Genomic DNA, 21,565 nt, shown 5'->3' on the forward strand with positions numbered 1-21,565 from the left:
AGTAATTGCGTGAAGATGGACCGTCAAGCTCAGTTCCGAGCAAGAGAAGCGTTAATATTTCAAGTTGCGGAACAGTTGTTGTTAGAAAATGGCGAAGCCGGAATGACACTTGATGTGCTGGCTGCTGAGCTTGATTTGGCAAAAGGTACTTTGTACAAACATTTTCAAAGCAAAGATGAATTGTACATGTTGTTGATTATTCGTAATGAGCGCATGTTACTCGAAATGGTCCAAGACACTGAGAAAGCTTTTCCAGAGCATTTGGCTTTCTTTATGTTGCATCATTTGCACCACCCGGAACGAACAGTTTTGTTCCATCAAATTGAAGAAAAGCTTTCGATTACAGCACAAGGTGTGCATCATCTTTTTAATGAACTGTATCAAGTAAGAAAACAGCGCTTACGTATTATTATTCGTATGACTGATCATTATTTAGAATCAATCCAGAGTCATATGACTACGCGAGATTACTTGGCTTCAATTTGGTCCCTTACTCATGGAGCTGCGGCAATTCTGAATTCAAGTTTTTACCAGCGTTATTTGGGTTCAAGAGACACTTTGAGAGTAGCTTATATTGATCAGGCGTTGGCCTTACCGAAACAAGCAGTTGAACAATACGCTTAATAGGTCAATATGAAATTGAAATCATTTCAATCACAAAAAGGCTTTACCCTCATAGAGGTGATGGTAGTCATTGTGATTATGACAATTATGACTTCACTTGTTGTATTGAATATCGGTGGTATAGACCAAAAAAAGGCAATGCAGGCAAGAGAGTTATTTTTACTCGATTTACAGAAAATTAATAAAGAATCACTAGACCAATCACGTGTATTAGCTTTAGAAACTCATGGTGAGACAGATGTCTCACCATTTTCTTATGAATTATACGAATATCACGATCAAAGCACTTTACAAGTACAAGACTTAAAAAATCGCTGGCAGAAATATACCGAATTTAAAACACGACAACTTCCTGCGCATGTGTCTTTTTCAGTACAGCCTTTAGATGGTGAGAATTATTCTAAAGCTAAAAATACCGATTTGGTTGGTGGACAAACACCTCAGCTTATCTGGTTTGGCAATGGAGAAGCCAAGACCGTCAAAATACAATTTTATCTAGAGCAAAAACCGATTGGTTCAGAAATACAAATAGATCATTTGGGTAAAATAAATGAAATCTAAAGGCTTTACCCTCTTAGAAGTTATGGTTGCTTTGGCAATCTTTGCAGTAGCAGCTGTTGCTTTAACTAAAGTGGCAATGCAGTACACTCAGTCTACTTCTAATGCCATTTTAAGAACTAAAGCTCAATTTGTAGCTATGAATGAAATTGCTATGATGGAGATTAATCAAGAGTGGCTGCAGGGCACTCAAACTAAGCAAGTAACTTCTCAAGGAGAGACTTGGCAGATTTATAAATCAGCTGAATCAACTGTTAGCCCTAATGTTCAAAAAATTGATGTACAAGTTAGCTTATATGATCCGGATAAGGGAAAAGTACAAAACGGTATTACTCATATGGTCTTTTTTAATTATCCAGTGAAAGCAAAATAATGATAAAAAATAAGAATTTTCGAATTCAAAGCATTGCTTCTCATCTTAGAGCTCAGTCGGGTGTTATTCCGACTGACTACTCTGGGCATAGCTCTTCGTCTTACGCTCAGACAAAGCTTCGCTTTAGAGAGCCTCACACTCGAAACATGGTTTCTCGTCTTGCGGCGCGATCGAGCAATGCTCGATTAACTCGCGCCTTAGGATTTACGTTGGTTGAATTGTTAGTTGCGATTGCTATCTTTGCGGTCTTATCTTTATTGGGGTGGAAAATTTTCGATTACTTGCTTAAAGTTCGTGACCGTAATGCTGAACATGAAGTGCATTTGTTTGAGTTACAAGATGCTTATCAACAAATTCTTCGTGATAGTCTGCAAATTATTCCTTTATCTGCAAATCAAGGTGGCCAACTTCATCCAGCTTTAGAAATTGATAATCAAATTCTGCGTTTTAGCAAAGCAGGTGTAACGGATCCTTTAAAACAAGGTTTATCACCGTTTGAACGAATTGAATATCGTTATGATGCAGACCAAAAAAAATTATATCGTCTTAAATATACAAATTTGAATACTTCGAATAATGAGCAACCTTTATCGAGTACCTTGCTAAGTCAGGTTGACCAATATCAGATTATGGTTTTGACTCCGCAAGAGGTAACAAAGTGGCCTGAGGTTAATATTGATCCAACAAAGCCTAACGAATTGAAAAAATTACCGAAAGGAATAAAAATTCAACTTACTGTAGCAGGAGTAAGTTATGAATGGATCTATAGCTTAAATCAAAGTAATTTATCGCTTTCCCCACAAGGTGGCTCATAATGTTTAAAAATTATAAGCACCAACAGGGTGTCGCTTTACTGACAATACTTATTATGGTTGCCTTGGCTACAATTTTAGCTGCTTCTATTGCCAAACATCAAAATAATACTATGGAAAATACAGCTTATTTAATGCGTCAAAATCAATCTTTGCTCTATGCAAAAAGTGCAGAAGCTTTTTTTTCGGAGTTATTAATTCAAGATGCAAATAATGCGGGTGGAGTAGATCATTTAAAAGAGACATGGGCACAACCTATGCCACCGTTCCCAGTAGAAGATGGTTCTGTCTCAGGGCGTTTGCTTGATGAGTCCGGGAAATTTAACTTAAATAATTTGACCAATGGGGAAGGTATGGTAAATGAAGATGCTAAAAGTTGGTTTGAACGTTTGCTTGTGCGAGTAGGTTTACCTGCTGAGCTAAGTCAGGCTGTGATTGATTGGCAAGACCCAAATGATGAGCCAGCTGGACAAATGGGAGCAGAAAGTAGTTATTATCAAGGCTTAGATCCTAGCTATATGGCTGCGAATACTAAATTTCACCGTATTGAAGAGTTAAAGCTAGTTAGAGGCTTTGATGGGAAAAAATATGATTTGATCGCCCCATATATTTCTGCTTTGCCAGAAAATACGAAATTAAACATCAATACTGCTTCACCATTGGTTTTAGCAAGTATTGATGAAAAACTAGATGTTGGAGCGATCGAAAAAGAATTACAGGCGCGACAGCAAAATTTAAAGTTCTTCCAAAATGTTGATGAATTGTGGCAATTGAGTGCTTTTTCAGCGGTTGATAGTCAAAAGAAAAAGCAGGCAAGTGGTCTTATTGATGTTAAATCTAACTTCTTTCAAGCTCAAATTGAAGTTGTTCTAAACAATAGAAAGCGCCAATTTACTAGCGCATTAATGCGAAAAGATAAGCAAGTATATGTCTACTCAAGGAGTTTGGTTCCATTTAACTAAATAAATTTATTGATATTTTTCCTAAGTCTGTAATACTTGAAGCTTATTAATAAAAGGGATGAGGTCATATTTCTGTATAGACAATATTTAAAGTAAAAATCAATATCTTCAAAATTCCTTCACATCTCTTATCATACTTTTTGCTAATTGTTTCTATTTGAAAAGTGGTGCGAAGTTTTTATCTTTTGCTTTATAATAATGTTCTTAGAAGGAATGATCGATTTGGCACATGTTAATTCGTAAGTTATTTAAGTTTGAAAATGCACATGTAGTACGTAACTGTACATCAGATCGTTGTAAGCGATCGATTCATGGGCACAGTTATAAAGTCGAGTTATTACTTAAAGCTTCGAAATTAGATCATGGACAAATGGTATATGATTTTGGACTATTAAAAGGTGTGATTAAGGACCTTTTTGATAGTTTTGATCATGCGATTTGTTTCTGGGAAAAAGATGATCCACAATATATCGATGCTTGTAAAACTTTTAGTGCACGTTGGATTTCTTTACCAGTGTCTCCATCTGCCGAGCAATTTTCTCGTATTTTCTTCTATCTAGCTCAGCAAGTATTAAAATCAACCATTACCCAAAATGGGGAAGGTGATGTTGAAGTTTATTCAGTGATTGTTCATGAAACTGATACAGGGTATGCCCAAAGTTTTCTTGAAGATATTCAAAATGAACAAATGGGACTACTAAACCTTGAAGGTATTGTTTTCTCAGAACAAGTTCAATCTGAATGGACTGATCCACAAATGTATGAAAATTTAAAACAAGGGATTAAGTTTCAGAATCCATATGTTAACTTACAAGTAGAAGTGTAAGTTAACGTCCTTTTGTTTGTAGAAATGAAAATTGATCTAGGATGACATTAATGCAATTAACTGAGCAACAGCAAGACAAACTCAGTAAAGTTCAATTAGAAGAAAGCTGGAAAAGATCATTAACTCCATTTTTGCTGAGTCCTTACATGGATAGTTTGCGAGACTTCCTGTTTCAACAGAAGCAGGCCCAAAAAACAATATATCCACCAAGTAAACAAATTTTTAATGCGTTAAATATTACACCTTTAGATCATGTAAAAGTCGTGATTTTAGGGCAAGATCCATATCATGGACCGAATCAGGCAAATGGCTTAAGTTTCTCTGTACAAAGAGGGGTTGCATTACCTCCATCTTTACGTAATATTTTTCATGAATTAAATACAGATTTAGGTGTACCAATTTCGCGTCATGGTGATTTAACCAAATGGGCCGAGCAAGGTGTACTTTTATTAAACAGTGTACTTACTGTAGAAGCAGGACAGCCCACATCACACCAAAAACAAGGTTGGGAAGAGTTTACTGACGCAGTAATTGATGTCTTAAATGAACAACGCGAGCACATTGTTTTTATTTTATGGGGTGCTTATGCACAACGTAAAGGGCAACGTATAAATAGAGAAAAACACTTAGTTTTAACTGCTGCACATCCATCACCACTTGCGGCTAATCGTGGTGGTTTTTTTGGTTGCAAAGTGTTTTCAAAAACAAATCAATATTTGAAACAACATGGCATTGAGCCCATAGACTGGCAATTGGACGCATGATGAACTCTCCCAATGTAAATAGCTATCATCCGGATTTGGTAGTTGAAGAAGCGAAAAATGGTTGGCGTATAGTACGTTTGAATCGACCTAAATCATTACATGCTTTAGATGAATCAATCGTAACGGCTTTATTACGAGTATTTGAAGACTTCCGTGATGATGAGCGAGTGAAAGCAATTTGGTTGGACTCGACAACACCAAAAGCTTTTTGTGCAGGCGGAGATGTACGCAAATTACGTCAGCTGGTCATTAATCAAGAAGTAGAAACAGCAAATAAGTTTTTCCAGCAAGAATATGCTTTGGATTTACTTTTGCATAATTATGCAAAACCAGTTGTTGTATGGGGCGAAGGTTATGTAATGGGGGGCGGTTTAGGCTTGTTTATGGCTGCACCTTTCCGCTTAGTTACACCATATTCACGTTTGGCAATGCCTGAAATTAATATTGGCTTATACCCAGATGTAGGTGCAAGCCGTTTCCTTGCTGACCGTGGGCAAATTGGTTTATTTACTGGTTTGACGGGTTCTATCATGACTGCCGCTGGGGCCTACAGCATTGGTTGGGCGACGCATATTTGCGAAGCACAACGTGATAATGTTCTGCAAAAAGTACTGAATATTAATTGGGCTCACTATCCTGCAGGTGATTTCCGTGCGATTGACGATACTTTAAATAGCTTGCACCGTCCGGTTGCAGCAGGACCATTGCAAAATTCTTTAGACGTTATCCATAGCGTTTGTCGTGGTTCAAGTTTTGAACAAGACTATCAGGCGATTGTAAGCTTACGCGATGCAAGCAGTGATTGGTTGCGTCAAGCCAGTGAAAACTTACAAAAGGGTTCGCCAAGTACAGCAGCGATTACTTGGTTGTTATGGCAATGGGGTAAACAAGTTCATTCTTGGGACGAAGTTTTTGACCTGGAAGCGCAAATTTCTGAATGGAAAATTCGCCACCCTGACTTTGTGGAAGGTGTGCGTGCACGTTTAGTCGATAAAGATTTATCGCCAGAATGGAAAGCATGTGAAGACCTTACATTAAGAGGCATTTTGGCCGATGACCCACCAATTACGACTATTGATAGCTGGAATGCATTACTTAGACAGTATGGTGTAGTGTCATAATAAATAATGTCTAAATTTAGTGATGAGTATTGGATGCAGCTTGCTTACGAGCAAGCTGAATTAGCAGCCGAGCAGGGGGAAATTCCTGTTGGGGCTGTAATTGTAAGCCAAAATAAGTTAATTGGAGCTGGTTTCAATGCTCCAATTGGTTTATCTGATCCTACAGCGCATGCAGAGATTCAAGCTATTCGTTCGGCTTGCCAATTATTAAAAAATTATCGTTTACCAGAAGACGCGACTTTGTACGTTACGCTTGAGCCATGCACAATGTGTGTGGGAGCTTTAGTACATGCAAGAATTAAACACGTTGTATTTGGAACAGTAGAGCCTAAAGCGGGCTCACTAGTGAGTACACGTCAATTATTAGAAAATGGTTATTACAACCATAAATTTACTTTTGAGCAGGGATGTTTACATGAAAAATGTGCTCAGCAGTTAAGTCTTTTTTTTAAACAAAGACGTGAACAAAAGAAACAAGAGAAGCAACAAAAAACGTCCTTAAATGATTAAAAAATGTCATGTGGTTATGGCAAACTAACGCCGTTTCATTGACATGATTTATTTAAATAAGGAACTTTCATGCGTAATGTAATTACTATACAAAAAGAATTTAATGCTACTCTTAGTGATGTATTTAACCTGCTTTCTAAACATGCAACTTACAATAAGGCATTTGCTCCATTACAAGTTGTACGTGTAAAAGACTCAGTAGATCCTGAAAGACCCGATGGGGTTGGTTCTGTTCGTCGTATGGGGTTTGGTACGATTAAACCACTTAAAGAAGAAATCACTTATCTCGAAGAAAACAAGCGTATTGAATATAAATTGATTGATAATCCCTTAGTTAAGCACCATTTAGGTCGTATCGAGTTTTCTGAAATAACCCCATATATTACTTTGGTTACTTATCGTATCGAATTAACGGCAAAAGCTCCTGTTGTAAGTAAATTAATTCTTGCACAGCTAAAACTAGCGATTACACTAGGCTTTTCGAGATTAGCTAAAGCATTTGCTTCTTAGTGAGAGTTCAATGACAGTTCAAATTATTACTATTGATGGTCCGAGTGGTTCGGGTAAAGGAACACTAGCGGCAAAACTTGCTGCTTATTATCAATTTCATTTACTCGACTCTGGCGCCTTGTATCGTTTGTTAGGGTTGTCATTACATAAACATGATTTATTGGAAAAATTAGATAGCCATTTAGATGAGTGTGTGAAATATGCTCGTCAGCTTAATATCAAGTTTGAAACTTCAGCAGAGGGAACATTGGTTTTCCTTGATGGAGAAGATGTATCACAAACTATCCGTACAGAGCGAGTTGGAGAATATGCTTCTAAAGTTGCAGCAATACCAGAGCTTAGACAAGCACTTTTTGAGCGTCAAAGAGCCTTTGCGCAAACTCCAGGTTTAGTGGCAGATGGCCGAGATATGGCAACATCAATTTTCCCTGAAGCGAATGCAAAAATTTACCTGACAGCTTCGGCAGAGTCTCGTGCTGAGCGAAGAGTAAAACAGTTGCAGGGCATGGGTCTAGATGCTAAAATAAACGACATTTTAGCTAATATACAAGCGCGTGACAAAAGAGACATGGAGCGGGAAGTAGCTCCTCTCAAGCCAGCCGCAGATGCTTATATCATTGATAGTTCGGAATTAACGATCGATCAAGTATTTAAGTTAATGGTTGATTATGTCAATAGCCGTACTATTAGCAACTAAGATTATCAGTTGACGCATAGCTTGATCAGTCTATAAAGACTATGTTGATACTTAACTAAACCGGCCTTGTCTGATCCAAGACCGCTGACTTTATCAGGTATATCATGACCGAATCTTTTGCAGCCCTCTTTGAAGAAAGTGAATTAAACCTCAACGTTGAAAAGGGTGCAGTCATCCAAGGTGTTGTTGTAAACATCGATAGCGACTGGGTTACTGTTGACACTGGCCTTAAATCAGAAGGCATTGTTGACCGTGCTGAATTTTTAAATGAACAACGTGAACTTGAAGTTCAGGTTGGTGACACTGTTGACGTAGTTGTTGAAGCTCTTGACAACGGTATGGGTCAAACAGTTTTATCACGTGAAAAAGCTAAACGTGCTGAAACTTGGACTAAACTTGAAAAAATCTTTGAAGATGGCGAAATCGTTACTGGTGTTATCTCTGGTAAAGTTAAAGGCGGTTTCACTGTTGACATCGGTCCTGTTCGTGCGTTCTTACCAGGTTCATTAGTTGACACTCGTCCTATCCGTGACACTACTCACCTTGAAGGTAAAGAGTTAGAGTTTAAAGTAATCAAACTTGATGCTAAACGTAACAACGTTGTTGTATCTCGTCGTGCTGTTATGGAAGCTGAATCTTCTGCTGACCGTGAAGCATTACTTGCTCAACTTGAAGAAGGTCAAACAGTTACAGGTACTATCAAGAACCTTACTGATTACGGTGCATTCGTTGATCTTGGCGGTATTGATGGTCTTCTTCATATCACAGATATGGCTTGGAAGCGTATCAAGCACCCTTCAGAAGTTGTTGAAGTTGGTCAAGAAGTTACTGTTAAAGTACTTAAATTTGACCGTGAACGTAACCGCGTATCTTTAGGCCTTAAACAATTAGGCGAAGATCCATGGTTAGCGATCATGAGCCGTTACCCTAAAGGTTCTATCGTTAAAGCACGTGTTACTAACTTAACTGACTACGGTTGTTTCGCTGAAATCGCTGAAGGCGTTGAAGGTTTAGTACACGTTTCTGAAATGGACCACACTAACAAAAACATCCACCCATCTAAAGTTGTTCAGATCGGTGACGAAGTTGATGTTATGGTTCTTGAAGTTGACGAAGAACGTCGTCGTATCAGCCTTGGTATCAAACAAACTCGTGCTAACCCATGGGAAGAGTTTGCTAAGTCTCATGAGAAAGGCGAAAAAGTTTCAGGCACAATCAAGTCTATCACTGACTTTGGTATCTTCATTGGTTTAAATGGCGGTATCGACGGTCTAGTTCACTTGTCTGATATTTCTTGGAACGAACAAGGCGAAGAAGCTATCCGTCGTTACAAGAAAGGTGACACTGTTGAAGCAGTTATCTTGTCTGTAGACGCTGAAGGTAACCGTATCAGCCTTGGTATCAAGCAATTGAACAGCGATCCGTTCAATGATTTCTTAGCTGCTAACGAACGTGGTGCTTTAGTTAAAGGTACTGTGACTGCAGTTGATGCTCGTGGCGCAACTGTTAAGTTAGCTGACGAAGTAGAAGCTACTCTTAAAGCTTCTGAAATCAACCGTGACCGCGTTGAAGATGCAACTAAATTCTTAGAAGTTGGTCAAGAAGTTGAAGCTAAAATCATCAACGTTGATCGTAAATCTCGCTCTATCAACTTGTCTATCAAAGCGAAAGACGAAGCTGAAGAGAAAGAAGCAGTAGCTAACTTACGTACAGCATCAGCTTCTCAAGAAAATGGTCCTAAGACTATTGGTGACTTGATCAAAGCGCAAATGAAGTAATAAGTTAACAAAGTACAGTTTCATGTAACGAAATTGTACTTTTTATACAAATTACTGTAAACGGTAGCGTAGTATTCAACATACTGCGCTACCGTTTTGTATTTAAACAGGTTATTATCAAACGACTTAGAGTAGTAATAAATAACGAGGTCGTAGATGACTACTGAAGCTCTTAATAAGTCTGATTTGATTGAACGCATTGCGCTAAAAAATCCACACTTGGCTGAACCATTGGTGGAAGAAGCGGTTAAAATCATGATTGATCAAATGATCGAAGCTCTTTCGACTGACAATCGTATTGAAATCCGTGGTTTTGGTAGCTTTGCTTTACACCACCGTGAACCTAGAGTTGGCCGCAACCCAAAAACAGGTAAGTCAGTAGATGTTGCAGCGAAGGCTGTTCCACATTTTAAACCAGGTAAAGCACTCCGTGATGCAGTGAATGAATCTGGAAAATAAATAAAACTCATAAGTGGGGTGCCTATGCGTTATATTCTAATTGCATTACTCATTATTGTATTTGGCTATTCTTTAGCACTTGTTTTGCAGAACCCAACAGAACTTCCTGTTGATTTATTATTTACTCAAGTTCCTGCAATGCGTTTAGGTTTATTATTGTTGCTTACCTTGGCGCTTGGAATTGTAGTTGGACTTTTATTAGGTGTACAAGTTTTCCGAGTTTTCCAAAAAGGTTGGGAAATTAAACGCCTTAGAAAAGATATTGACCATTTGAGAAAAGAACAAATTCAAAGTGCTCAATTGGCAGCAGCAGAAGCAGCTGCAAATGTAAGACATGAAAAAACTGTGGTAGATGTTTATCCTCAAGATAAAAACTCTACTCCTTTATAATTATTCGTAATACTACTCTTTATCTGGTTATAAAGAGTAGTATTTCCTCCCTATATTTCTCTTCATTCATTAAATTCAAAATCAATATTTTTTTATTCAAAAACTTGTCTTCATAGTTTTCTTTATTAGTAGCTGACTTGTCTATTATAATAGCGCTGATTTTATATGATGGAAGAAAGTCTCTTGAGTATCATTGTTGCGTTAGATGCTAAAAGCCAATATGACGCTTTAAAAATTGTTGAACAACTTGATCCTACATTATGCCGCGTAAAAGTAGGTAAAGAGCTTTTTACTCATGAAGGCCCATCTGTTGTAAAAAAACTTCAAGAAGAAAATTTCGAAGTTTTCTTAGATTTAAAATTTCATGATATTCCTAATACAACTGCTCAAGCTGTATGTGCTGCGGCAGACTTAGGTGTGTGGATGGTGAACGTACATGCATCAGGTGGTCGAAAAATGATGGAAACCTGTGTAGAGCGTTTAAAGGCTGGTAATTATCAAACTCAGTTAATTGCTGTAACAGTTTTAACTTCAATGGGGCGTGAAGACTTAAAAGATATTGGTTTAGATATTGAACCTGTAGAGCAAGTTAAAAGATTAGCTAAACTGACTAAAGAGAGTGGTTTAGATGGTGTAGTTTGTTCTGCTCAGGAAGCTAAAATTCTCCGTGAATTAATTGGACAAGATTTCTCTTTAGTTACCCCTGGAATACGTCCAGAAGGTAGTAATGCAGATGACCAAAAACGCATTGTGACTCCAAAACAAGCAATGCTTGATGGCTCTACCCATTTAGTTATTGGTCGTCCAATTACTAAAGCAGAAGACCCAACTCAAATGTTGAAGTCAATTCTTGCTTCAATTGCTTAAAAGTTTAAAAACACAGTAATTAAAAGTGGAGCGAGTAGGCTTAGAAGTAAGCCACTCATCATGGCATGTGGTACATAATGTGTGCCACATGACTGTTTTACCATTGCTAATGTTACATCCATCGAGGTGGCACCAGCACTTGAAATTGCTGGACGTGGAAAACGCCATCCCATGGTGTACATGAGTAAAATTGCAACTATTTCTCTAAATAGATCTGTAAGTAATGCAATTCCACCTAGCTCAGCTGAATGTAATTGTGTAAATAAAATACCTGACATTGAATACCAACCATAGCCTTGGGCTAAAGCCAGCATTTCATTAAGTGTAAAATGATTGCCTAATAAGAAATAGTTGAGAAAACCAGCTATACATGAACCTATAAAGGCAGCCAAAGGTACAATAAGAATTTTCCAGCTTAACCATGTTCGGTTAAAATGAGTAAAAGCTAATTCGATGCCAATTAGAAAAATAAAGACTAATAACAAATACCAACTATTAAATGAAATATGTATATTTAGTCGAGTAAAAAGAATACCTAAAATGATACCTACAGTTAAAGCTAGAAATGCCTTAGCAATATTTTTTAGAGCATTGATAAAAAGCTGAAGTGAAATTTTTCCTTTAACACTTTCTTTATCAAAAATTGCGTAGGCGATTAAACAAGTAAAAAAAGAGCCAAAAGATGTTGTAAATGCAATTAATAGGGCTGGTGGTAATATAGTAGATGGATTATTAATTTGATCAAGTGCAAGTGTTAATTCTAAAGCAACACTTGTTAGTAAAATATATGAAAAATAGGGTAAAATTTTAAAAATAAACTGCCGAATATTTAATGAGAGTTTAGGGCCAAGAAAGTATCCAAAAGCTATTACAATAAAAATTTGAATAATGAGGCTAACAGATTGCATATAATAGATAGATTGTTATTAACCTATCTATTATGTATTGAACATTTTATGCTGCATAGCTCTTAGAGAACTTATTTAGCAGTAAATAATTTTGGGGGTTAACTTTACGGGTTTCTAACCAATACTTCCAAGTATAAGTTGGCCATAAAGAAAAGTTTTTCCCATCAGCAGCCTGATACCAACTATTACAACCGCCTGCTTGCCATACGGTACCTTGAAGTTGTTTCTGTATTTCTTCATTGAAAGTATCTTGGACTTCCGGTTTAATTTCTACAGCGTGTTGACCAGATTTATCTACGAGTTCAATAAGTTGTAAAATATAATTAACTTGAGACTCAATCATAAAAATAACCGAGTTATGTCCTAAAACAGTATTTGGTCCAAGCAGCTGGAATAGGTTAGGGAAATTCTTGGTCACTATTCCATAATAACTTTCTGCACCGTTCTTCCACGCCTGCTTTAATTCAATTTGGTTACGACCAATACAAGTAAAATCTTTTAAGTAAATTCGGGGATCTGTAATAAAGCCAGTCCCATAAATCAAACAATCGATAGATCTTTCTTTTCCATCTTTTGTAATAATGCTGTGTTCTTTAATTTCTTGAATACTATCCGTCACTAATTCCACATTTTTACGGTTAAATGTCGGGAAGTATTTATTTGAAATAAGAATACGTTTACAGCCCATCACAAAGTCTGGGGTAAGTTTTTTAGCTAATTCTTTATCTTTTACTTGGAAGCGTATGAATGCTTCTGCCAATTTTTGGCCATACTTCATGATTTGAGGCTGAACTATTGGTACAACGCGTGATTCGTTACTCCAATAAAGGCGACTACGATGAAGTTGGCGATAAATATTAGAAGATTTGAATAATGCTTTACTTAAGCTTGAATATTTGCGCTCATCACGTGGAATAACCCATGCTGCTGTTCTTTGAAAGACATATAGTTGCTTAACATCTTTTGCGATTTCTGGAATATATTGAATCGCACTACCACCTGTACCAATCGAAGCAACTGATTTACCTTTTAGGCTATAGCTATGTTCCCATTGGGAGGAGTGAAAAACTTTACCCTTAAACTTTTCAATACCTTGAATATGAGGGATTTGTGGAATATGTAATGGACCAGATGCAAATACTACAAATTGTGCTTCTAGAGAAGGTTGGTTGGCAAAATCTAACATCCATACATGTCGCGTTTCATCATACTGTGCATGTGTAACTTCATGATTAAACTTACAGTAGTTTTTTATTTGATATTTATTAGTTATATCTTGAATATAATCAAAAATTTCAGGGGCTTCAGCATAGCGTTTTGACCAGTCTGTTTTAGGTGCAAAAGATAAAGAATACATGTGTGACTGTACATCACAGGCAGCTCCTGGATACCTGTTTTCTCGCCAAGTTCCTCCTACATCAGTGGATTTTTCTAAAATAAGAAAATCTGTTTGCTTGTTCTGTAATAGACGAATAGCCATTGCAAGGCCACCGAATCCAGCCCCAATAATTGCGATTTTAGTTTTTTGAGTAGCATGTTGTTTTGAATTTAGCATTGGAAACCCTGCATATGCGCTAAAGAGGATTGCAGGCAAGACTAACTTCTTTTGAACAGTTTAAACATGATTGTACCGACGTGAAAATTGATATATTCGGCAATTAATTTTATTACTTCTTTATAGTAAAACATTTCAGTCTAGGGAAATTGATAGAAGAATGAAACGATCGGCACTTGGTTTAATCTATTTAATTCAAGGAATGCGCAATGCGGGCATTGATGTCGACTCACGTTTGGCAGATATAGGTATAAAAGTAGATTCCTTAGACCCAAGCTCAACAATTCATGACAGTTTGGAATGGGATATACAACAAATTATTAGTGAGAATGTTGATCCTGAGAAAGGTTTGTTTATTGGGCAACACTATGCATTAGCAGGTTATGGTCCATTGTTAATGCTACTTGTAACAAGTCAAGATATACAAACTGCCCTGGAAAAAGGGATACAGTATCAAAAACTCACTCATTTATTTGGCACTTTGAGTTTACAAGAAACCGAAAAACATATCATTCTTAACTATTTACCGGTCGACTTAAAAACAGAAATTGGTTTACTTCGTGCCCAGTGTGAAATTTCAGGGACTTATAAATTTATTCAAGATATTTACACCATGATGGGCTTATTAATGCCTAATATGCGTATAGATTTGCCATTTCCTAAACCTACTAATCCAGATACTGTTGCTCAATATTTCTCATATTATGGAGATGATCTGCATTTTAATTCTACACATGCAGCATTTAGCCTAAGTAGGAATGTACTTGATATAAAAATTCCTTCAGCAGATATTATTACTCATCGTATCTATGAAGCTAAATGTATTAAAGAAATTAAACGATTAAATGAACAAGATCATCTAATACCACCTATTATTCAATATGTGCAAGATTATTTAGAGCTACAACAAGGAATTATCCCGAGCATGGCGGAAACCGCTTTTGCTTTAAAAATGCCTGAAAGGACATTAAGGCATCAATTGCAGCAGCTTAATACGAGTTATAAACAAATTCGTGAACAGATTATCAAGAATAAGGCGCTTAAGCTTATGGAATATAAAGAGTATTCAATTGAAGTTATTGCAGAAGCACTTGGTTATTCTGAACCTGCCGCTTTTAATCATGCGTTTAAAAGATGGTTTGGACAGAGCCCTCGGCAATATGGAAAAGAGTTTTACTGAGCATAACTCTTGATGCTAAAAGCTAATGTGGTCGGACAAAATGTTCGCTATACTCTCTTAAGTTAAAATTGAAATAAAATGATATGTTAAATTTAAAATCTTCTCATAGTACTGCATTTACTCCTTCTTCCCCAGCAGAGCGCTATGCTGAGGCATTGGCTTCAGGCCAGTTCATGGCAGATGAAGCACAAGCACAGGCAGTGCAAGAATTAGATCGTGTATGGAAAGAACTTTTAAATCGTTATAAAGCTTCTAAAAAAGCTTTTCGTCGTTTTCGCCGTCAAACCTCTCCAAAAGGTGTATATATGTGGGGTGGTGTAGGACGTGGTAAAACTTGGCTTATGGACCAATTTTATGAGTCTGTGCCATTTCGCCGTAAAACACGTATGCATTTCCATCACTTTATGCAACATGTACATAAAGAATTAAATAAACTTTCTGGTCAACGTAATCCACTTGATATCGTGGCTGATCAAATTTATAAAGATGCTGTTGTTATTTGTTTCGATGAGTTTTTCGTGTCAAACGTAACAGATGCAATGATTTTGAGTGATTTATTCCAGAAGTTATTTGTTCGCGGTGTAACACTCATTGCAACTTCAAATATTGCACCAGACGGTTTATATAAAAACGGGATTCACCGTGATCGTTTTATTCCCACAATTGAAATGGTCAAAAAGAACTGTGTCGTTTTAAATGTAGACGCGGGTGTGGATTACCGTTTACGTGTTTTAAAACAAGCTCAATTGTTTAAATCACCACTGGGCAATGAAGCTCAAAACTGGATCGCAGAGCGTTATAGTGCTTTAACTCAAACGCAAACAAATTCTCATGAACCAATTGTGATTAATAACCGTGTTGTTGAAACACTAGGTCACACAGAAGATGTTTTATGGTGTGAGTTCTCTGAGCTTTGTTTAAAGCCGCGTAGTCCTGCAGACTTTATTGAAATTGCCAATATCTATAATACAGTTCTGGTGAGCAATGTGCCGCACTTAACTGACTTCTTGTCAGAAGGTACCCGTCGTTTTATTTATCTAGTCGATGAGTTTTATGATCGTGGTGTGAAATTACTCTTAACTTCTCAAGACAGTATTATTGATATTTATCAAGGTGAGAAATTGGCTTTTGAGATTGAGCGTACACGTTCCCGTTTATTAGAAATGCAATCAGATGAGTATTTGCATTCTGAGCATCGTCATATTGATGCGACTAAAACTTCTTAAGGCATTAGATAGGAAAAGTGCTCTAAATTGAGCGCTTTTTTTTACAACAAAAATAGATAAATTTAGCTAAATAATACTTTTTCATTGTGCAAAGTTTGATATAACTAAATACGCTTTAGAAAAAATAAGATAGTGAAATTTTTTGTCTGTTAACAAAAAGTCTAGTTTCAGTATCTTTCAATATTGAATAAATTGTTGAGAAACCTAGTTAGAATTTTAATATTTTCCTATATAGAAAAATTTATCTTTGTCAATAGTTTTGCAAGAGAAAATGCTTACTATTTAGGAATGTGATATTAGTATTCAGCTTAATTTAAATCGGTATACTAGGTTTCTCTTGGTATAAAAAGTAGCAACTTCAGGAAAGACAATGACTGCACGTATTCAAAAAGGCAAGTTAGCGATTGCTAAAGAACTTTACGATTTTATCGAAAATGAAGCTTTACCAGGTTCTGGTTTAGATAGTGAAACTTACTGGAAGAACTTTGAGCAAGTTGTTGTCGATCTTAGCCCAAAAAATAAAGCATTATTGGCTAAGCGTGATGAATTACAAGCAAAAATTGATGAGTGGCACCGTAATAACAAATTTGAATTAGGTGCTTATAAAGCGTTTTTAACTGAAATTGGATATTTATTACCAGAAGTTGAAGATTTCCAGATTACAACCGAAAACGTAGACGAAGAGATTGCATTATTAGCAGGCCCACAGTTAGTAGTGCCTGTACGTAATGCACGTTATTGCTTAAATGCAGCAAATGCACGTTGGGGTTCTTTATATGATGCACTTTACGGCTTTGACGTAATTTCAGAAGAAGGTGGTGCTGAAAAAGGGAAAGGATATAACCCTGTGCGCGGCGCTAAAGTGATTGAGTTTGCTAAAAATTTCTTAAATGAAATTTTCCCACTTGCAGAAGGTTCACATGCTGATGCAACTAAATATGCAATTGAGCAAAACAAACTTGTTGTGACTTTAAAAGATGGTACTAAAACAGGTTTAGCTCATGAAGCCCAGTTCGTTGGTTTCAATGGTGAAGAAGCAAATCCTTCAGAAGTAGTACTTTTAAGTAATGGTTTGCATGTCATTATTGAAATTGATGCGAATAGCCCAATTGGTCAAACTGATTTAGCAGGTGTTAAAGATTTAACACTCGAAGCGGCGGTTACAACAATTCAAGATCTTGAAGACTCAGTTGCAGCTGTAGATGCAGAAGAAAAAGTTGAAGGTTACCGTAACTGGTTAGGTTTAATGAAGGGTACACTTCAAGAATCTATCGAAAAGAATGGTAAAACAATTGTTCGTGCGTTAAGCAAAGACCGCGAGATTAAAAACTTAATTGGTGGAACAACAAAACTTCATGGTCGTTCACTTATGTTACTTCGTAACGTAGGTCACTTAATGACGAATCCAGCGATTTTAGTAGATGGTGAAGAAATTTACGAAGGTATTATGGATGCATTGGTAACTCCATTGTTATCAGTTGCTGATATCCGTAGTACGAACGAAAATAAAAACTCTCGTAAAGGGTCTATGTATATTGTTAAACCAAAAATGCATGGTCCTGAAGAAGTTGCATTTGCTGTAGAGTTATTTGAACGTGCTGAGCAAGCACTAGGTTTACCAGCGAAGTCTCTAAAAATCGGTATTATGGATGAAGAACGCCGTACATCTGTAAACTTGAAAAACTGTATTGCTGCTGCTAAAGATCGCACTATCTTTATCAATACTGGTTTCATGGACCGTACAGGTGATGAAATCCATACTTCTATGGAAGCTGCACCAGTTGTTCGTAAAGAAGCTGTTAAAACACAAAAATGGATTGCTGCTTACGAAAACCGTAACGTTGCAATTGGCTTGAAATGTGGTTTACAAGGTAAAGCTCAAATTGGTAAAGGTATGTGGCCAAAACCAGACAGCATGAAAGATATGTTGGCAACTAAAGCTGCTCATCCAAATGCTGGTGCTTCATGTGCTTGGGTTCCATCACCAACTGGTGCTGTACTTCATGCGATGCATTACCATCAAGTAAATGTAAAAGCACGTCAAGATCAGCTAAAAGCTGAAGAAATGTTGTCATTAGACGACTTGTTAACACCTCCATTTGCACCTGATACAAACTGGTCAGCAGAAGAGATCAATAATGAGCTTGAAAATAACTGCCAAGGTATTTTAGGTTATGTTGTTCGTTGGGTTGACTTAGGTGTAGGTTGTTCAAAAGTTCCTGATATTAACAACGTGGGTTTAATGGAAGACCGTGCAACATTACGTATTTCTTCTCAACACGTTGCGAACTGGTTACGTCACGGTATTGTGACTCGTGAACAAGTTGAAGAAGTGCTTAAACGCATGGCAAAAATTGTTGATGAGCAAAATGCGAATGACCCATTGTATAAACCAATGGCAGCTAACTTTGAAACGAATATTGCTTTCCAAGCAGCTTCAGACCTTATCTTTAAAGGTTGTGAACAGCCTTCAGGTTATACTGAACCGTTACTACACGCTGCTCGCTTAAAATTAAAAGGTTATACAGGTGACTAATTTAAACCTGTTATAAAAAAAGCCTCTTCGGAGGCTTTTTTTATTTTCGGTATATTTTGTGCTTACAGATAAGGTGTGAATTTATAAATAAAGGATTTCAAGTTTGATTAACTTAAAAAATCTCGATCGTGAGAATTGGCTTCTATGCGCAAAATTATCATTAGATGATTCTCAAAAGGACTATGTTGCACCAAATGTATATTCTATTGCTGAGTCTAAAGTGGAGGATACTTCAAAAAAACGCTAACTGAAAATTCAAGTTAGCGTTGGAGATAATGGAGCTATATAAATTAAAAGAAATACTAGTTGCTACTTACAATTCCAATTTTAGTAACACCTAAACGCTGTGCTGTAGCCATAACCATCGCTACATTTTTATATTCAGCCATCTGGTCTGGTTTGAGTTTGATCTGGTCTTGATCTTTTTTTGCAACAACACCTTGAAATAAAGTCTCTAGTGCCTTTCGGTCCGAAACCGCTTGGTTATTCCAAAATACTTTGCCTGTTGCATCAATTCTTACATCAATCACTTCAGGTGGCTTTTCATTTGTTGGTGGCGGTGTGCCATTTGGCAAATTAATATTAATCGCGTTGTTTGGTGCAGGTATGGTAATAATAAACATAATAATGAGTACCAACATGACATCAATAAGCGGTGTCATGTTGACTTCCAACATCACATCGTCATCATTATTTGAACCGACATTCATACCCATAAAATTCTCCTTAAAATCATTACGGGGTGGCTGGAGGTGTAGTAACAAAGGCAATTTTGCCAATACCAGCTTGTTTGGTCGTACTAATGACCTGATCTATCGCTTCAAAATGGGTAAGCTGATCTCCTCGAATATGTACCTCTGGCTGCGGTCTTTTTTGCGCCACAGCCTGTAATTTCGCTAATAAAATTTCTTTATTTGGTACATAACTTTCATTCCAGAAAATATCTCCTTTCTTATTGACTGAGAGTTGAATATTTTCAGGGGTGGTTGCATACGGCGTATTCTTTTCTTCTGGTAGTTTCACCGGAACTGTATGAGTAACTACCGGAATAGTAATAAGAAAAATAATAAGTAGAACTAACATGACGTCCACCAAAGGTGTCGTGTTAATTGTTCCAATCATTTCGTCATCATCTTCAGAACCAACACTCATACCCATAATGTTTGCTCCTTATTATTTAATGCTGCGGTTAACTGAATTATTAGTATTAATTTCACCGCTTAATAAAACTGCATGTAAATCTGAACCAAATGAACGGACGTTTTCCATTACTGCTTTATTGCGTCGAGTCAACCAGTTGTAACCAAGTACAGCCGGTACTGCAACTGCAAGACCAATAGCAGTCATAATAAGTGCTTCACCAACTGGTCCTGCTACTTTATCAATCGATGCTTGACCTGAAATCCCGATAGCAGTTAACGCGTGATAGATTCCCCATACTGTTCCGAATAGACCCACGAAAGGTGCAGTAGATCCAACAGTTGCTAGAAAGGCTAAACCTCCACCTAAATGGTTTTGTACTTTTTCAATCGCACGTTGTATTGAAATGCTGACCCAAGTATTAAAGTCAATGCGTTCAAGTAATGAACCGCCGTGTGATTTAGTTGAGTTAATACCTTTTTCCGCAATAAAACGATATGCGCTACTTTGTTCCAAACCATCAGTGGCATTATCAAGAGAAGTGGCTTCCCAAAAACTTTTTTCTGCTTCTTTACCTTGACGTTTTACTTTTGCTTGTTGTAAGAATTTAGAGACAATGATGTACCACGTACCAATAGACATAAGTACGAGTATGAATAGGGTAGATTTAGCAACTAAATCACCTTCACGCCAAAGAGCTTCTAGACCATAAGGGTTCTTAACAGTTTCACTCGTTGCCGGCTTTGGAGGCGGAGTAGGAGTACTTGCGTTTGAAGTCGCTTCAGTAGTTGCTGTTGCAACAGGAGTATTACTGGTTTCTTCTGCAAAAACTGTACTTAATGGGAGCAGTGAGCATGCTGCGATTAAACTTGCAGAAGCGAAACGTACTAGTGGTTGAGTTGATTTTTTCATCGTGTTATCTCCAATATTTTTAATTTCTTACTAATTCAATTGTTTATTCAATTACGAATGGATATTCAATTTCATACCAGTCCTGCTGAGGCACGCCATCTTTCATTGCTGGTTTGAATGTACATAAGCTGTAAGCTTTAGTTGCCGCTTTGTCTAAGGTTTTACTGCCACTCGATTTTTTCACTTTGGCATCAATAACTTTGCCGGATGTATCAACTAAAACACGTATACGCACCGTACCTTGTTCTTCATTCATCAGTGCTTCGCGAGGATATTCCGGTTTTTCACAACCTGCGGAACCTTCTGAAACGCCACGAGTCACGCCAGTTGGTTTAGGTGCTGGTGCAGCAGCCGCCACTGGAGCGGGTGCAGCAACAGGGCTCGGAGAAGGAGTATTAGGTGCAGCAGGAGCCGGAGTAGCGACTTTAGTCGGTTGAGCTACCGGAGTAGTTTTTTGTACCGGTGTCGTTACTTTTTCTACCTGTTTAGGCGGCTCAGGAACCTTGGCAACCTTTTCGACCATTTTTGGCGGCTCCGGTGGTTTTTCCTTAGGTTTTGGCTCCTCTGGTTTTGGTGGAGGAGGCGGTTTAATATCCTGAATAATTTGTAATTCCACAGGTTTTTCTGCTGGTTTTTGAATATTGTTTGCTAAACCTGACATCAGAATATAGGCAACAAGAAGATGCAGAAAAAGTACTGCGGCAATACCAATAAGGCGTTTGGCAGATTTATTTTCTATGTCTGTAAAAGTCATGCCCATAGTTACTCCTGAAACTGTAGACAAACAATTTTTTAAAATGACTGTTTGGCTAAGAATGAGTATTTGTTCTGCAAACTAACTTTTGACAGTTATATTT

General features: G+C 37.3%; 24 protein-coding genes and 1 pseudogene. 19 read left to right on the top strand and 6 right to left on the bottom strand.

Features of this window, described 5'->3' with window-relative positions:
- The first annotated feature begins 15 nt into the window (after window positions 1-15).
- From CSB87_RS18295 to pyrF, 15 genes are all read left to right on the top strand, one after another.
- Complete coding sequence (locus CSB87_RS18295) at window positions 16-624, top strand: TetR/AcrR family transcriptional regulator (RefSeq protein WP_000375838.1); 609 nt, start codon at window positions 16-18, stop codon at window positions 622-624.
- A 9-nt stretch (window positions 625-633) separates the two neighbouring features.
- On the top strand, window positions 634-1,185 hold the full coding sequence (locus tag CSB87_RS18300) for a type II secretion system protein (protein ID WP_002049902.1): 552 nt from the start codon (window positions 634-636) through the stop codon (window positions 1,183-1,185).
- Window positions 1,175-1,555, top strand: a complete 381-nt coding sequence (gene gspI, locus CSB87_RS18305; RefSeq protein ID WP_004887479.1) for a type II secretion system minor pseudopilin GspI — start codon at window positions 1,175-1,177, stop codon at window positions 1,553-1,555. Before CSB87_RS18300 ends, gspI begins: the two co-directional genes overlap by 11 nt.
- The gene (gspJ, locus tag CSB87_RS18310) at window positions 1,555-2,370 is read left to right on the top strand and encodes a type II secretion system minor pseudopilin GspJ (RefSeq protein ID WP_004887477.1); all 816 of its coding nucleotides are present in this window, start codon (window positions 1,555-1,557) and stop codon (window positions 2,368-2,370) included. The genes gspI and gspJ overlap by 1 nt, the downstream gene beginning before the upstream one ends.
- The gene (gene gspK / locus CSB87_RS18315; RefSeq protein WP_004887476.1) at window positions 2,370-3,329 is read left to right on the top strand and encodes a type II secretion system minor pseudopilin GspK; all 960 of its coding nucleotides are present in this window, start codon (window positions 2,370-2,372) and stop codon (window positions 3,327-3,329) included. The genes gspJ and gspK overlap by 1 nt, the downstream gene beginning before the upstream one ends.
- A 229-nt stretch (window positions 3,330-3,558) precedes the next feature.
- The gene (locus CSB87_RS18320) at window positions 3,559-4,155 is read left to right on the top strand and encodes a 6-pyruvoyl trahydropterin synthase family protein (protein WP_004887474.1); all 597 of its coding nucleotides are present in this window, start codon (window positions 3,559-3,561) and stop codon (window positions 4,153-4,155) included.
- 50 nt (window positions 4,156-4,205) lie between these two features.
- Window positions 4,206-4,919 carry a uracil-DNA glycosylase gene (gene ung, locus CSB87_RS18325; protein WP_002049829.1) on the top strand — a complete coding sequence of 238 codons (714 nt, stop codon included), beginning with the start codon at window positions 4,206-4,208 and terminating at the stop codon, window positions 4,917-4,919.
- Window positions 4,916-6,040 carry an enoyl-CoA hydratase/isomerase family protein gene (locus tag CSB87_RS18330; protein WP_006580787.1) on the top strand — a complete coding sequence of 375 codons (1,125 nt, stop codon included), beginning with the start codon at window positions 4,916-4,918 and terminating at the stop codon, window positions 6,038-6,040. The genes ung and CSB87_RS18330 overlap by 4 nt, the downstream gene beginning before the upstream one ends.
- Before the next feature lie 6 nt (window positions 6,041-6,046).
- On the top strand, window positions 6,047-6,550 hold the full coding sequence (tadA, locus tag CSB87_RS18335) for a tRNA adenosine(34) deaminase TadA (protein WP_006580788.1): 504 nt from the start codon (window positions 6,047-6,049) through the stop codon (window positions 6,548-6,550).
- Between the two features lie 69 nt (window positions 6,551-6,619).
- Window positions 6,620-7,060 carry an SRPBCC family protein gene (locus CSB87_RS18340; protein WP_106105126.1) on the top strand — a complete coding sequence of 147 codons (441 nt, stop codon included), beginning with the start codon at window positions 6,620-6,622 and terminating at the stop codon, window positions 7,058-7,060.
- Between the two features lie 10 nt (window positions 7,061-7,070).
- Window positions 7,071-7,757 (top strand): (d)CMP kinase, encoded by a 687-nt coding sequence (gene cmk / locus CSB87_RS18345; protein ID WP_002049899.1) that lies wholly within the window; start codon window positions 7,071-7,073, stop codon window positions 7,755-7,757.
- Window positions 7,758-7,861: 104 nt separating this feature from the next.
- Window positions 7,862-9,535, top strand: coding sequence for a 30S ribosomal protein S1 (rpsA, locus tag CSB87_RS18350; protein WP_002050239.1), 1,674 nt, complete (start codon window positions 7,862-7,864; stop codon window positions 9,533-9,535).
- 156 nt (window positions 9,536-9,691) lie between these two features.
- The gene (locus CSB87_RS18355) at window positions 9,692-9,994 is read left to right on the top strand and encodes an integration host factor subunit beta (RefSeq protein ID WP_002050043.1); all 303 of its coding nucleotides are present in this window, start codon (window positions 9,692-9,694) and stop codon (window positions 9,992-9,994) included.
- 24 nt (window positions 9,995-10,018) lie between these two features.
- Window positions 10,019-10,384, top strand: coding sequence for a lipopolysaccharide assembly protein LapA domain-containing protein (locus tag CSB87_RS18360; protein ID WP_002049904.1), 366 nt, complete (start codon window positions 10,019-10,021; stop codon window positions 10,382-10,384).
- A gap of 168 nt (window positions 10,385-10,552) precedes the next feature.
- Entirely contained in the window at window positions 10,553-11,251 is a 699-nt protein-coding gene (gene pyrF, locus CSB87_RS18365; protein WP_006580789.1) for an orotidine-5'-phosphate decarboxylase, read from the top strand.
- Here pyrF and CSB87_RS18370 read toward each other — a convergent pair.
- Together CSB87_RS18370 and CSB87_RS18375 are read right to left on the bottom strand one after the other, a co-directional pair.
- Entirely contained in the window at window positions 11,248-12,159 is a 912-nt protein-coding gene (locus tag CSB87_RS18370) for a lysine exporter LysO family protein (protein ID WP_004887467.1), read from the bottom strand. The two genes, pyrF and CSB87_RS18370, sit on opposite strands and share 4 nt — an antisense overlap.
- A gap of 46 nt (window positions 12,160-12,205) precedes the next feature.
- Window positions 12,206-13,753, bottom strand: coding sequence for a flavin-containing monooxygenase (locus tag CSB87_RS18375; protein ID WP_079377778.1), 1,548 nt, complete (start codon window positions 13,751-13,753; stop codon window positions 12,206-12,208).
- Window positions 13,754-13,874: 121 nt separating this feature from the next.
- On the opposite strand from CSB87_RS18375, the gene CSB87_RS18380 reads away from it, so the two are divergent.
- From CSB87_RS18380 to CSB87_RS18395, 4 genes and pseudogenes are all read left to right on the top strand, one after another.
- On the top strand, window positions 13,875-14,894 hold the full coding sequence (locus CSB87_RS18380; RefSeq protein ID WP_004887462.1) for a helix-turn-helix domain-containing protein: 1,020 nt from the start codon (window positions 13,875-13,877) through the stop codon (window positions 14,892-14,894).
- Between the two features lie 83 nt (window positions 14,895-14,977).
- The gene (gene zapE, locus CSB87_RS18385; RefSeq protein ID WP_002050256.1) at window positions 14,978-16,120 is read left to right on the top strand and encodes a cell division protein ZapE; all 1,143 of its coding nucleotides are present in this window, start codon (window positions 14,978-14,980) and stop codon (window positions 16,118-16,120) included.
- Window positions 16,121-16,490: 370 nt separating this feature from the next.
- Window positions 16,491-18,656: a malate synthase G gene (locus tag CSB87_RS18390; protein ID WP_004887457.1), complete on the top strand. Its 2,166-nt coding sequence runs from the start codon at window positions 16,491-16,493 to the stop codon at window positions 18,654-18,656.
- 103 nt (window positions 18,657-18,759) lie between these two features.
- Window positions 18,760-18,885, top strand: a pseudogene (locus CSB87_RS18395) (GNAT family N-acetyltransferase); the annotation flags it as partial.
- Between the two features lie 73 nt (window positions 18,886-18,958).
- Here the strand turns inward: CSB87_RS18395 and CSB87_RS18400 are convergent.
- The 4 genes from CSB87_RS18400 to CSB87_RS18415 are packed head-to-tail and all read right to left on the bottom strand — an operon-like array spanning window position 18,959 to window position 21,468.
- Complete coding sequence (locus CSB87_RS18400; RefSeq protein ID WP_004709090.1) at window positions 18,959-19,372, bottom strand: ExbD/TolR family protein; 414 nt, start codon at window positions 19,370-19,372, stop codon at window positions 18,959-18,961.
- 19 nt (window positions 19,373-19,391) lie between these two features.
- On the bottom strand, window positions 19,392-19,814 hold the full coding sequence (locus tag CSB87_RS18405; RefSeq protein WP_002050154.1) for an ExbD/TolR family protein: 423 nt from the start codon (window positions 19,812-19,814) through the stop codon (window positions 19,392-19,394).
- 15 nt (window positions 19,815-19,829) lie between these two features.
- Window positions 19,830-20,708 (bottom strand): MotA/TolQ/ExbB proton channel family protein, encoded by an 879-nt coding sequence (locus CSB87_RS18410; protein ID WP_004887455.1) that lies wholly within the window; start codon window positions 20,706-20,708, stop codon window positions 19,830-19,832.
- A 43-nt stretch (window positions 20,709-20,751) separates the two neighbouring features.
- Window positions 20,752-21,468, bottom strand: coding sequence for an energy transducer TonB (locus CSB87_RS18415; protein ID WP_004887453.1), 717 nt, complete (start codon window positions 21,466-21,468; stop codon window positions 20,752-20,754).
- Window positions 21,469-21,565 lie beyond the last annotated feature (97 nt).

Source organism: Acinetobacter sp. AR_0276, from assembly GCF_003000705.1.
Classification (GTDB): domain Bacteria; phylum Pseudomonadota; class Gammaproteobacteria; order Pseudomonadales; family Moraxellaceae; genus Acinetobacter; species Acinetobacter nosocomialis.